The organism is Nocardia sp. bgisy118 (genome assembly GCF_057708605.1).
This window is the reverse complement of the sequence record NZ_JBYISM010000029.1, coordinates 1-13,677: the sequence shown is the minus strand read 5'-3', so window position 1 is coordinate 13,677 and position 13,677 is coordinate 1. Positions and strand designations below refer to the sequence as shown.

Below are 13,677 nucleotides of genomic sequence, written 5' to 3'. Positions count from 1 at the left end.
GTGCCAAAAGTGCCAGCGCGGCCCACCACAGCTCAACGAATCAGGAACCACCACATGCCTACTCACGACACCACCAACTTTCAGCCGACTCTCATCCGCGCGGTCGTCCTCGACGACGACGGCAAGATCACGCTCAGGGACGTCGATCTGGCGCCCCCGGGTCCCGGCGAAGTGCAGGTCCGGATCGTCGCGGCCGGGGTCTGTCACTCCGACCTGCACGTCACCGCTGGCGCATGGCAGGTGCCACAGCCGGTTGTCCTGGGGCACGAAGGATCAGGGATCGTGACCGCGGTCGGTGATGGGGTCGATGACCTCGAGATCGGCGACCACGTCGTGCTGTCGTGGGTGCCCGGCTGCGGGCACTGCCGCACCTGTCGCGCCGGACGACCCGCGCAGTGCGCACTGGTGGCCACTATCGTCGCGCCCGGCGGGGTGCTCTACGACGGCACGACCCGCTTGTCGGACGCGACCGGCCCCATCCACCACTATCTCGGCGTGTCCTCGTTCGCCGAGGAAGTAGTGGTCCCGGTGTCCGGTGCCATCAAGATTCGCGACGACGCCCCACTCGAGGACGTCGCGATCATCGGCTGCGCCATCGCTACCGGTGTTGGTGCGGTCCGCAACACCGCGGCGGTCCGGCCGGAGTCCACCGTCGCCGTGATCGGCTGCGGCGGAGTCGGTCTGGCCTGCATCCAGGGCGCGAGACTCGCGGGAGCAACCCGCATCGTCGCGGTCGACGTCGTGGCCGACAAACTCGAACTGGCCGTCACACTCGGCGCGACCGACACCGTCGATGCCGCCGCGGTGCCCGACGTGGTCGCCGCGCTCCGTTCGGCCGTGCCCGAGGGGTATGACTACGTGTTCGACGCGATCGGCAAGATCCGCACCACCGAGCAGGCCATCGCCGCACTCGGGCTCGGCGGCGCGGCGGTGATCGTCGGCCTTCCCGCGCAAGGCGAATACGCGACCTTCGATCCACTCGCGCTCGCCGAAGCCGACCAGCGCATCCTCGGCTGCAATTACGGCTCGTCCATCCCGCACCGCGACATCCCGGAACTGGTGGACGAGATGATGGCAGGCCGCCTCGATCTAGCCTCGATGATCTCCGCCCGTCGGCCGTTGTCGGAAGCCGTCGACGCCCTCGCCGACCTGGCCGTCGGCCACGCCCTGCGCCAACTCCTGCTCCCTGGCCGGGACGCCGTCGAAGGCTGAGGGACTACAACAGCACCCACCTATGTGAGTGGAGTGTGCAGCGTGCACCAGCTCGTCAAGTATGAGGGTGCACCTCGTCGTAGCCGGTGATATCGACCTGCCCGAAAACTGGCATCCGCTGCGCCACCACGAACCACCGGGGGAATGCGAAGGAGCGCCATCATGTTCGACAACCTGTTTCGGAGTGGGCAAGGTGACATCCCGGATATGCCGATCCGCGGCTCGGATCTGAACTCGAGCGGTTCGAGGAATTCGCCGTCGACTGTGTCGACCCCGACACCGATACCAGCGAGCGAGGACTGGGTGCTGATCAGATCCGCATCATGATGGACGCCAACTTCGCGCGAGCCGCCGGTCGCTGCCGCCGCATCGACCCACGTTGATGGACAGCGAATTGCCGGTCCTTCTCGCTGTCATGGGCAAACCCGGTCAAGACGGCCCGTACCTGAGCCTCGCCGAGATCCGCACGCTGATCATCGACAGACGCCTCCCGGCACGCGTCACGGCGCGCCTGAATTCTGGGGGCGAGCGGTAGATGCCGTCGATGGCGCGAAGCATGGCAGGCCGGCGTGCGGACAGCTTCCCAGCCGGGACCCGTCCACCCGAGACCGAAACGTGGGCATTGCACAGGCCCGCCGTTGCCGACAATCGCCACAGCGGGGGGAGTTGAGGCCGTCGTGGCGGTTCTCGGAGAGTCGGGTGCAATCGAGCCACCGATGGTGAACAGTGCACCCATGGAGGAACTGTGGCCCATGCCGAGCGAGCGGGTGTGTGCGCTGATGCGCGGCGTTGCCGAACGAATTCTGCCCACCACCGAGGAACTCGTCGACGAAGTCTTCTCCGCCTCCCAGCTCAGAACCCAATACCAGTTCGTCGTCGAGGACCCGGTACTCGCCGCCGAGGACCGGCGCATGAACAAGGCGTATCTCATCCACTGGCTCACCGCGACCATCCAGAGTCCCGGTCGCCGCGTTCCACCCTGTGAAGATCCCGAGACCCTGAGTTTCGCCCGTGACCTTGTGCGGCGAGGGCTGGACACCAACGACCTGGGATCGTGGCGCGCCGGCCAGCGGATCTCGTGGCGACGGTGGACCGACGAGTGTTTCGCCGCGACCAGTGATCACGAACTGCTGCGTGAGATCTTGCAGGTGTCGGCGTATTCGATCATCACCTTCGTCGATGACTCGATGACCGCTCTGGCCGAATACATCGAAGCCGAACGCACCGACCTCGCCCGCAGCGCCAACGCCGAACGGCACGCCACCGCGCAGCTGCTGATCGAAGGCGCACCGATCAGCCGTCCGCGCGCTGAGGCGCGCCTTGGCTACGCCCTCACCGGAACCCATCTAGCAGCCATCATCTGGGTGGACTCCACCGAACGCTCCGAGGTGCTCGAGGCAGCAGCCGAGTATGTGATGCGGGCCTGCGGCGCCGGACGGCGTTTGACGTTGGTGGCGAGCACGAATGCGCTCTGGTTGTGGATTCCGGCCGATCAGGTCCCACCGATTTCGACGTTGCAGCCGGAGCTGGAGGGATTATCGGGGGTACGGGTGGCGTTGGGCCGGCCCGGACGTGACATCGAGGGTTTTCGCCGCACCCACCTGGATGCGGCCACCGCGCAGCGAGTCCTGGCACGGTTGGGTTCGGCCCGCCAGGTCGTACGCTACGAAGACATCCAGCTCGTCGCGGCCCTGTCTGCCGACATGGCCCAAGCCGAACAGTTCGTCACCGATACCCTCGGCGAATTCGCGACAGCCGACACCGTGCTGCGGGAGACAGCCCTGACCTACGTGCAAGAGCGCTTCAACGCCACCAGCACCGCCGAGCGCCTGTTCACCCACCGCAACACCATCGAGCGCCGACTGGCCCGCGTCGACCGGCTGTTGCCGAAACCACTGGTCGACAACGCGACCAGTGTGGTCGCCGCACTGATGTATCTGCAGCTGCGCGACGACCGTTGACCGTGTTGCTGCCGGAGCTAGAAACGACCGGCGTTGCGAGCCGCGTGGCGGCCGGCGAGCCTTCGAGGTGGCCATGAGCCAGCGGACACCCTGCCGTACTCGGCGGTAGCGGCTCTTCTCCCAGTCCCGTCCGGCGAGACCGACACGCACACACCGACCGGTGCACTGTGCACCTGTCGAGGTCTCAGGTGGGGGCACGGCGTTGTAGTTGGCGGCGCAGCTCCGAAGGGAGGGTGGTTTAACGCCTAACCAACGGAAATTGGGGTGAATGTGATGAACACGTCGACGATCGTCAACGAAGAGTTCGACATCGTGATCATCGGTGCCGGAATCTCGGGAATCGGCGCCGCCCGCTACGTCACGAAAGCATTCCCAAACAAACGCGTCGTCGTGCTGGAAAGCCGCGACAATATCGGTGGCACGTGGGATCTGTTCCGCTACCCCGGTATTCGATCTGATTCGGATCTGCACACCTTCGGCTACGAATTCAAGCCGTGGAAGGACAGGGCCGCGATCGCGGACGCCCCACTCATCCGCGACTACCTGCGCGAAACCGTGCAGGAGAACGATCTCCAGAAGCTGATCCGCTTCCGACACCGAGTGACCTCGGCCGACTGGTCCACGACCGAGGCGGCCTGGACACTTCGGGTCCGGATCGACGATGGCGACGACTCGGTCAACCACCAGCAGATCAAGGCGAATTGGGTCTTTGCCGCGACCGGCTACTACCGCTACGACGAAGGCTTCACCCCGCATTTCGAGGGCCGTGACGACTTCGGCGGTGACATCCTCCATCCCCAGCACTGGCCGGAGGGCTACGACTACGCCGGCAAGAAAGTGGTGGTGATCGGTAGCGGCGCCACCGCGATCACGCTCGTTCCGTCGATGGCCGCGGGTCCGGGCGCGGCCGAGCACGTGACCATGCTCCAGCGCACCCCGACGTATGTGATGTCGCTGCCCCGGGTGGACTCGCTGGCGCTGACACTGACGAAGCTGTTCGGCGAGCAGCGCGGCTACGCGCTGACCCGGTTCAAGAACATCTGGCTCGACCGAGGGGTCGTGAAGGGCCTGCGCATGTTCCCCCGGGCCGGGCGTGCGCTGATTCGGCGCGTCAACAAGCGCCTGCTGCCCAAGGGTTTCGACGTCGACACCCATTTCAACCCGCCCTATGATCCGTGGGACCAGCGGCTGTGTCTGGCACCCGACGGCGACTTCTTCGCATCGATCCGCAAGGGCGACGCCTCGGTGGTCACCGACAAGATCGTGCGATTCACCCAGACCGGCATCCTGCTCGAATCCGGTCGCGAGCTGCCCGCCGATGTCATCGTCACCGCGACGGGGCTGAACCTGCAGCTGCTCGGGGGCATGGACCTGCAAGTCGACGGCACTCCGGTCAACCTCGCCGAATCGATCGCCTACCGCGGAATGCTGCTCTCCGGCGTCCCCAACTGGGCGATCGCGGTCGGATACACGACCTCGTCGTGGACGCTGAAGATCAGCCTCATGTGCCGCTACTTCTGCGACCTGCTCGCGCACATGGACAGCGACGGCTACGACACCGCGGTCGCGGTGGCCGAGCCCGGCATGCAGACCAGGCCGGTGCTCGACATCAGCGCAGGGTACGTACTGCGGTCCCAGCACACCGTGCCCCGCCAAGGAACCGAACTGCCCTGGCGGATGGGACTGTCCTACCCCGAAGACGCCAAACTGCTGCGGGGCGCGCTGTTCGACGAAAGCCTGCACCTCAGCGCCAGCACCGACCAGCCCTTCGCCGGCGACACATCCACTCTCGGGCAACTGGCCGGCGCGGCACAGGAATCCGGCAATGTCTGACCAGTCTGAGGTGAGCACGGATCAGTTCACACGTCTGCCCAGTGGCATCCGTGTCTGCTATCGCGTCGACGGTGAGCCAGGCCAACCCGCGGTGCTGCTCATCGGTGGTCTCGGTGAAGACCTGACCATGTGGTCCCAGCAGTTCGTGACAGCGCTCGTGTCCCGCGGTTTCCTCGTCATCCGGATGGACAACCGGGACAGCGGCCGGTCGACCTTCGTCTCCGATCCCGCCCCGGGGGTCCCGCGGCTGGCCTCGTCGCGCCCCCGCTCGGATGCCTACACCCTTACCGATTGCGCCACCGACTGCGCATACCTGATCGAGCACCTCGGTGTCGGTCCGGCTCATCTGGTCGGGCGATCGATGGGGGGCATGATCGCGCAGACGGTCGCCGCCGCATTCCCCACGCACGCAGCGTCATTGACCTCGATCTACTCGACAACGGGCAACCCGGCGGTCGGGCGAGCATCGCTGAAGACGACCTTCATCCTTGCCACTCAGTCGCCGAAGACGAAACCGCAGGCGATCAAGGCGCACCTTCGCCTAACCGCCAACTTGGCGGGCGCGGGGTATCCCATTGATGAGCTCGCCGAGGCCGAGCACGCAGCTACCCAATGGGACAGAACAGCCGGTGACGGCGCTGCCGGGATGCAACGCCAGCTACAGGCCATCCTGGCGTCCGGCGACCGCACCGCCGAGCTGCGCACGATCCAGGTGCCCACGCTCGTCATCAACGGCGAACGTGACCCCCTCGTCGACGCCTCCGGGGGCGAGGCGACCGCGGCCGCTATTCCCGACTCCCGCCACCTCGTCATCGCGGGAATGGGCCACCACCTCCCGGACTCGCTGGCCGACTTGATCGTTGAGCGCATCGCCGCGCATATCGACAAGCACTGCGCCACACGGAAGCCACCACAGCGTCGTCGACGCACCACTGCCACAAGGCGATCTGGAGGAAACCAGTGAACAAGACCACCGAAACCCGCGCCGACAACGGGATCGAGTACGCCTCGTTCAGCGGCTGGATCGAACGGCCTACCGACTTCGCCCCACCGTTGGAAGGCGAGATCACCGCGGACGTCGTGGTCGTCGGCAGCGGGCATCTAGGTATGGCTACCGCCTTGCGCCTCGCCGAGCGCGGCGTCGACGTCGCACTGCTGGAATCGGAATTCTGCGGGTGGGGAGCGGCCTCACGCAATGGCCGGATACCTGACCAACACCCTGGTCGGTGACGCACAGATGCTTGCTGCCATGCATCCCTGGCGCCTGCGCCGGGTCATCCAGTTCGCCGACGGCTCCGTCAACTATTCCGACGGGCTGATCGAACGGCTCGGCATCGACTGCGACTACGAACGAATCGGGAACGTGATCGCCGCCGTCACCCCAGCTCAAGCGATCACGATGGAACGCCCAGATCCTCGCCAACGCTGGAGCCGACGCCGAATTCGTCGACGGCAAAGAGTTCGGTCTACCAACAGCCTTTCTCGGCGGATGGCACAGGGCCCCTACCTGGGAAGCCTGCTCGCCGACCGGCTCTGCGGCGACGAGGTTTCCGACGACCTCCAGGCAGTGTGGCGCGCCCAGCCACGGTTCGCTCCCTCGCCTGCTTCCAGCCCAACGGCAGTTCGTGCGGCGTGAAGGCTCGATCGATTCTCCGACCTCCTCGACCGCCGCGTGCGCTGACAGTAATCCGCCGGCCCGCACAGGCTCCGGCGCACTCCACGCTTCCGATAGACAAAGGAGTCACACCATGAGCGAGCAACTGACAGCCGACGTCGTCATCGTCGGTGCCGGGGTATCGGGTCTCACCGCAGCCCGCCGACTCCACCAAGCCGGACATTCCGTCGTCGTGCTCGAAGCCAGTGACCGGGTCGGCGGCCGCACCCTCAACCTCGATGTCGCCCCCGGGGTGATCACCGAGGGCGGCGGGCAGTGGGTCGGACCCGGCCAGGACCACGTGCTGGCGCTGCTGGACGAACTCGGCCTCGACACGTTCAAGACCTACGTCGAGGGCAAGTCGATCTATCTGCGCAAAGGCAAGAAGAAGCTGTACGAGGGGACGATCCCGCCGTTGAACCCGATGGTCCTGGTCGACTACGCCCAGATGCAGCTGCGGCTGGAGCGGATGGCGAAAACCGTCCCACTCGACGCGCCATGGAACGCCCCCGAGGCCCGCCACTGGGACAGCATCACCTTCGGACAGTGGATCGACGCGAACTCCTTCACCAAGGAAGTCCGGCTGCTGTTCAAGCTGGCCTTCACCGTCACCGACGGCGAAGACCTGCACAGCACCTCGCTGCTGGTGCAGCTGGCCCGCATCGCTGGCTGTGGCGGGATCGAACACCTGGTCAACATCACCGGCGGCGCTCAGGAATCCCGGGTGGTGGGCGGCACCCAGCTGATCTCGCTGCGCATGGCCGAAGCGCTGCCCGGAAAGGTCGTCCTCGATTCGCCGGTCTTACAGATCACCCAGGACGACACCGGGGTGCTGGTGTCCTCCGCCCGTGCCGATGTTCGTGCCGACCAGGTGATCGTCGCGATGGCCCCTTCGGACGCCAACCGCATCCGGTTCGCGCCGGACCTGCCCACGCGCCGGGCCATGCTGCAGCGCCGCTGGTGCAACGGCACCGAGAGCAAACTGTTCGCGATCTATGACCGACCGTTCTGGCGCGACAAGGGATTCAACGGGCAGGCCATCACCGACCTGCGGGTCGCCAACTACGTCGTCGACAACTCCCCGCCCGACGGCAGCGTCGGGATCCTACTCACCTTCCTCGGTACCGCCGGATCCGGATACGGCCTGCACTGGAGTGATGAGATCCTCGACAACCCCGAGGTGCGCCGCGCGATGTTCCTGGCCGACCTACAGACCCTATTCGGGCCCGAGGCCGGCCACCCGCGGGCCTACCTGGAAAAGGACTGGACGCACGAACCGTGGATCAGCGGGTGCGTCAGCTCCCGCCCGCCCGGCGTGATCACCCAGTACACCGACGCCGACCGCCGAGCGGTCGGACGAATCCACTGGGCAGGCACCGAGACCGCCACCGTCAATCAGGGCTATATCGACGGCGCGGTGAGCGCGGGACAGCGAGCAGCCGAAGACGCCAGCCGCGCACTGTCGAAGAACACGCCGACCTCGCCCGCCATCCCCGTCACCACCGCACAACACTGAGAGGGAATCATGTCGATCGCGCTGTTGCGCAACTACATCGATGGCTCGTTCGTGGCCTCGCTGTCCACCGAGGCCCTGGACCTTGTCAATCCGGTCGACGAGCGGGTGGTGGGCCGAGCACCGATCTCGACTCGCGAGGATGTCGAGGCGGCGGTCGCCGCCGCGTCACGAGCGTTTGTCACCTGGGGTAAGACCACCCCGGCCTTCCGGCAGACGGTGCTGTTGAAACTGGCCGACGCGATCGAGGCGCACACCGACGACATCGTCGAAGCGCAGTGCCGCAACACCGGCCAGCCGCGGGCGGTCATCGCGACCGAGGAGGTGGCAGTGGCCGCCGACCAGCTGCGCTTCTTCGCCGGAGCCGCCAGACTGCTCGAGGGAAAAGCCGCCGGGGAGTACATGGAAGGATTCACCTCCTACGTGCGGCGGGAACCGATCGGAATCGTCGGTCAGGTGTCGCCGTGGAACTACCCGTTCATGATGGCCATCTGGAAGATCGGACCTGCCCTGGCCGCCGGCAACACCGTCGTCCTCAAACCCAGCGACACCACACCCGAAAGCACCCTGGTCCTCGCCCGGCTGAGCAAAAACATCCTGCCCGACGGGGTCCTCAACGTAGTACTCGGTGACAGCAGCACCGGCGCGGCACTGGTGTCGCACCCCGCGCTCGGCCTGGTCTCGATCACCGGGTCGGTGAAGGCCGGGATCGCCGTCGCGGCCGCGGCAGCAGAGCAGGTCAAACGCGTACACCTCGAACTCGGCGGCAACGCACCAGCAGTCGTGTTCGCCGACGCCGACATCGACAAGGCGGCCGCCGGCATCGCCGAGGCGGCCTTCTTCAACGCCGGACAGGACTGCACCGCTGCAGCCAGGGTCCTGGTCCACCACTCCGTCCACGATCAGCTCGTCGAGACGCTGGTGAAAAAGGCGGAGACCCTGCGGCCCGGACTGCCCAAGAACCCGAACGCCTACTACGGCCCGTTGAACAACATCGACCACTTCACCACGGTCACCGACAAACTCGATGCGCTGCCGTCGCACGCCCGGATCGTTACCGGTGGCAAACGCGTAGGAGACCTGGGCTACTTCCTCGAACCCACCATCATCACCGGCGTCCGTCAGCACGACGAGATCGTGCAGCAGGAGACCTTCGGGCCGGTGCTGACCGTGCAGTCCTTCACCAACGAGTCCCAGGCCATCGACTACGCCAACGACGTGCACTACGGCTTGGCCTCGAGCGTGTGGACCCGCGACCACGGCACCGTCGAACGCCTCACCCGAGCACTGGACTTCGGCGCGGTATGGGTGAACTGCCACATCCCGCTGGTCGCCGAAATGCCACACGGGGGATTCAAATACTCCGGATACGGCAAAGACCTTTCCACCTACAGCGTCGAGGAATACACCCGGATCAAGCATGTGATGAGCACCCTCCACTGACGCCTGGACAGCCCTGCCCCGGTGGCGTGTGCTGCGTAGGCGCCGCCCGCACAGGGTTCTCGCCATGAGCCACTCGAATCACATTGGTGTGGAGCAAATTTCGAACCTCGGCACCTGAACGACCTGCCCGCTCGCCGCCGGATCGTCCCGCGCGAGCCATCTGCCGGTTCCGACGCCGCGCAGCGCCGCGGCGCCCTCCGATCCATTCACCTGGAGTTCTCTGATGACCGATATCGCCTATCGTCTCGCGCAACAGCGCTCTATTGTCACTGCGTTGCCTGGGCCGCGTTCGGCCGCACTGGCACAGCGGCGCAGCCAGGCCGTCGCGGCCGGGGTCGGGTCCGCAGCGCCGGTGTATGCCGCCGACGCCGATGGCGGGGTGATCGTCGACGTCGACGGCAACTCCCTCATCGATCTCGGCTCAGGGATTGCGGTGACAACCGTCGGCGCTGCCAACCCGGAGGTAGCCGCCGCGGTGGCCGAGCAGGCCCGTCGCTTCACCCACACCTGCTTCATGGTCACCCCGTACGAGGGATACATCGAGGTCGCCGAACAACTCGCGGCCTTGACCCCGGGCGCACACGACAAGCGCACGGTCCTGTTCAACTCCGGCGCCGAAGCCGTGGAAAATGCCGTCAAGGTGGCGCGGCTGGCCACCGGCAAGACCGCGGTCGTCGCATTCGACCACGCCTACCACGGCCGCACCAACCTGACCATGGCACTGACCGCGAAGTCGATGCCCTACAAGGCCCAGTTCGGGCCGTTCGCGCCCGAGGTCTACCGGATGCCGACCTCCTATCCCTACCGCGATCGGCTGACCGGCGACCTCGCCGCACGCCGTGCCATCGACCAGATCGACAAGCAGATCGGCGCCGAATCGCTGGCCGCGATCATCATCGAACCGATCCAAGGCGAAGGCGGCTTCATCACACCGGCCCCGGGTTTTCTTCCCGCGCTGGCGGACTGGGCCAAACAGCACGGTGTCGTGTTCATCGCGGATGAGGTGCAGACCGGATTCGCACGCACCGGCGCCTGGTTCGCCAGCGAGCACGAGCAGATCGAGCCCGACATCATCACCATGGCCAAGGGCATCGCAGGCGGTATGCCCCTGGCCGCGATCACCGGCCGCGCCGAACTCCTGGACGCGGTATACCCAGGCGGTCTCGGCGGCACCTACGGCGGCAACCCAGTGTCCTGCGCGGCCGCGCTGGCCACCTTGCACACGATGCACGATCTCGACCTGCCGGCCCGGGCCCGGGCCATCGAGCACGCGATCAAGCCACGGCTGAAGGAATCGGCCGATCGGACCGGCATGATCGGCGACGTCCGCGGCCGCGGCGCGATGCTGGCCATCGAGATCGTCCACCCAGGCACCACCGATCCAGACCCCGACCTCACCAAATGGATCGCCGCCGAAGCCCTCGCCCAAGGCGTGGTTCTGCTGACCTGCGGCACCCACTCCAACGTGATCCGGTTGCTGCCACCCCTGGTGATCAGCGACGACCTGCTCGACGAGGCCATCACCGTGCTCGACGATGTCCTGCACGCAGCGGCAGGCCGCCGATGACCGACATCGACGCCCTCCTGGCCGCGCTGCCGACCGACCTGTGGATCGGCGGCCACCAAGTTCCGGCCTCCAGCGGGTCGAGGTTCCCGGTCCACAACCCGGCCACCGGAAAGGTTCTCGTCGAGGTAGCTGACGCCGACCCAGCCGACGGCGCGCAGGCCCTGACCATCGCGGCCACCACCCAACCGGCGTGGGCCGCGACCCCGCCACGCCGCCGCGCGGAAATCCTGTACCGAGCATGGGAACTGGTGACAGCACGCCGACACGACTTTGCACTGCTGATGACCCTGGAAATGGGCAAGCCCCTACCCGACAGCTACGCCGAGGTCGGCTACGGCGGTGAATTCCTGCGCTGGTTCGCAGAGGAAGCCGTTCGGATCAACGGCCGCTACACACCCTCCCCATCGGGGAACGGGCGAATCCTGGTGACCAAACAGCCCGTCGGCCCGACCTTGGCGATCACGCCGTGGAACTTCCCCCTGGCCATGGGCACCCGCAAGATCGGCCCCGCGCTCGCCGCCGGCTGCACGATGGTGGTCAAACCCGCCTCCGAAACGCCGTTGACCATGCTGCTGCTCGGCCAGATTCTCGCCGAGGCCGGTCTGCCGCCCGGTGTCCTGTCGATCCTGCCGACCTCGCGATCAGCACAACTGACCGACACGATGCTGGCCGACTCGCGGCTGCGCAAGCTCACCTTCACCGGATCCACCGCGGTGGGCAAACACCTGCTCGCCCGCGCGGCCACCTCGGTGCTGCGCACCTCGATGGAACTCGGCGGCAATGCGCCGTTCGTTGTGTTCGCCGAGGCTGATCTCGACGCCGCAGTCGAGGGGGCGATGGCCGCCAAGATGCGCAACACCGGCCAGGCGTGTACCGCCGCGAACCGCTTCCATGTCGACAACGCGGTCCGCGACGAATTCACTGCCCGCCTCACCGAACGCATGCGTGGGCTTACCATCGGCCCGGGCCACCTCGACGGCGTGCAGGTCGGCCCGTTGATCACCGACAAGCAGCGACATGCGGTCGACGAACTGGTGACCGATGCCGTCACCAAGGGTGCGGTGGTCACCACCGGCGGCGCCTGCGCCGACGGCGACGGCGACGGCTACTTCTACGCCCCGACCGTGCTGACCGACGTCAGCGCCGATGCGCGCATTCTGCGTGAAGAGGTATTCGGGCCGGTCGCCGCGATCACCGGCTTCGACGGCGAGGACCAGGGCATCGCCGCCGCCAACAACACCGAATACGAATTGGCCGCCTACATTTACACCTGTGACCTGCACCGGGCGCTGCGAGTGTCGGATGCAATCGAAGCCGGGATGGTCGGAGTGAACCGCGGGATCATCTCCGACGTCGCTGCCCCGTTCGGCGGAATCAAACAATCCGGCCTCGGCCGGGAAGCCGGCAGCGAAGGCATCGACGAATACCTCGAGACCAAATACGTTGCGCTGCAATAGGCATACCGGCTCCGGTCACGATCCGAGGCCCGCAGGGCGATGTTTCCCGATACTCTCGGCCTGACGCAGGAGCACGGACCTCCCCGCGGCTCTGAGGTTGAGAGACCAGACCGCCTGGTCATCGTCGCCCTAAGGCGATGTAGGAAGTCGGTCAGCGGATTCCGGGCGTGGTGGGTGTTGTGCGACATACCGTCGCAGTGTGTTGGCGAGAGACCCTTGGCCTCTGGCTGTGCCAGATGTTCGCTGTCTCGGTCCTCGGCAATTCGGACCTCGCAGACCGCATCGATCGGCGGACTCGGCCGCCGGGCGGCGATGCGGGCGCTCACATCAGGCCGCACAATGTCTGACAATCTTGAGGAACAATCTCGACCGTCCTGGTGGAGACTTGGGCTGGCCCCCCGGTTACCCCGCACTTTCGTCGCCGAGACGGTGTCTGGTGCTACCGATGGCTGATTGCCTGCGGATCTGAGCGACATTGGCGACGGCGTCGCTTTTCCCTGATCAGGACCCTTTTTGGCGTCGCCGCCCATCTCAGTCGTAGTGGATAGGGACGGCTGCGGCGCCGTCAATGGAATTTGACGTTCTGACTACTGGTCATTGGGGTTCGATGCCCAGCGCGGTGTTCCTCGGCACGGCCCCGAGTGGAAGTCGTACTGCCCGGTCCTGGCTGAAGTGTCTGCATCGCGGAGTGTAATCCCTTGTCGCTGAACCTGATTCGATGCAACTGCCGCCGGGTCGATCTCGGTACATCTGTCGCGTATCGGAGGAGATCGTTGGTGTGGACGCCGAACTTCGATCCTCGCCAGCCCGATGAGCTCATCACGCTCTATGTGGGGGTCAGGGGTTCGAGTCCCCTTAGCTCCACAAAAGCAACAGGTCAGGTCCGGTTTCTAACCGGGCCTGACCTGTTCTATTTGGCCAACCCCACGGAAACCCCACGGTTTGCATTCTGGTTTGTATCGGATTCTTCGGATGGGCCGGTGGGTGTCGTGATCCAGGGCATCCGAAAGCGCAGAGCCCAGTTTCGGTGCACCCGA

General features: G+C 66.1%; 10 protein-coding genes. All 10 read left to right on the top strand.

Annotated features, from left to right (window positions below; all coding sequences use genetic code 11):
- Positions 1–54 precede the first annotated feature (54 nt).
- The 10 genes from AC3EO7_RS29120 (at position 55) to AC3EO7_RS29075 (ending at position 12,640) form a co-directional block, all read left to right on the top strand.
- Positions 55–1,212 carry a zinc-binding dehydrogenase gene (locus AC3EO7_RS29120; protein WP_435592982.1) on the top strand — a complete coding sequence of 386 codons (1,158 nt, stop codon included), beginning with the start codon at positions 55–57 and terminating at the stop codon, positions 1,210–1,212.
- Between the two features lie 734 nt (positions 1,213–1,946).
- Positions 1,947–3,173: a PucR family transcriptional regulator gene (locus tag AC3EO7_RS29115; protein ID WP_435592981.1), complete on the top strand. Its 1,227-nt coding sequence runs from the start codon at positions 1,947–1,949 to the stop codon at positions 3,171–3,173.
- A gap of 273 nt (positions 3,174–3,446) precedes the next feature.
- On the top strand, positions 3,447–5,006 hold the full coding sequence (locus AC3EO7_RS29110) for a flavin-containing monooxygenase (RefSeq protein WP_435592980.1): 1,560 nt from the start codon (positions 3,447–3,449) through the stop codon (positions 5,004–5,006).
- Complete coding sequence (locus AC3EO7_RS29105) at positions 4,999–5,970, top strand: alpha/beta fold hydrolase (protein WP_435592979.1); 972 nt, start codon at positions 4,999–5,001, stop codon at positions 5,968–5,970. Before AC3EO7_RS29110 ends, AC3EO7_RS29105 begins: the two co-directional genes overlap by 8 nt.
- A complete protein-coding gene (locus AC3EO7_RS29100) occupies positions 5,967–6,236 on the top strand; it encodes an FAD-dependent oxidoreductase (protein WP_435592978.1) in 270 nt (89 codons plus the stop codon). The genes AC3EO7_RS29105 and AC3EO7_RS29100 overlap by 4 nt, the downstream gene beginning before the upstream one ends.
- Complete coding sequence (locus AC3EO7_RS29095) at positions 6,202–6,642, top strand: hypothetical protein (RefSeq protein ID WP_435592977.1); 441 nt, start codon at positions 6,202–6,204, stop codon at positions 6,640–6,642. The genes AC3EO7_RS29100 and AC3EO7_RS29095 overlap by 35 nt, the downstream gene beginning before the upstream one ends.
- A gap of 112 nt (positions 6,643–6,754) precedes the next feature.
- Positions 6,755–8,176: a flavin monoamine oxidase family protein gene (locus AC3EO7_RS29090; protein WP_435592976.1), complete on the top strand. Its 1,422-nt coding sequence runs from the start codon at positions 6,755–6,757 to the stop codon at positions 8,174–8,176.
- A gap of 9 nt (positions 8,177–8,185) precedes the next feature.
- Positions 8,186–9,616, top strand: coding sequence for an aminobutyraldehyde dehydrogenase (locus AC3EO7_RS29085; protein ID WP_435592975.1), 1,431 nt, complete (start codon positions 8,186–8,188; stop codon positions 9,614–9,616).
- Positions 9,617–9,839: 223 nt separating this feature from the next.
- Positions 9,840–11,183: a 4-aminobutyrate--2-oxoglutarate transaminase gene (gabT, locus tag AC3EO7_RS29080; protein WP_435592974.1), complete on the top strand. Its 1,344-nt coding sequence runs from the start codon at positions 9,840–9,842 to the stop codon at positions 11,181–11,183.
- Positions 11,180–12,640, top strand: a complete 1,461-nt coding sequence (locus AC3EO7_RS29075; protein WP_435592973.1) for an NAD-dependent succinate-semialdehyde dehydrogenase — start codon at positions 11,180–11,182, stop codon at positions 12,638–12,640. The genes gabT and AC3EO7_RS29075 overlap by 4 nt, the downstream gene beginning before the upstream one ends.
- The last annotated feature ends 1,037 nt before the right edge of the window (positions 12,641–13,677 follow it).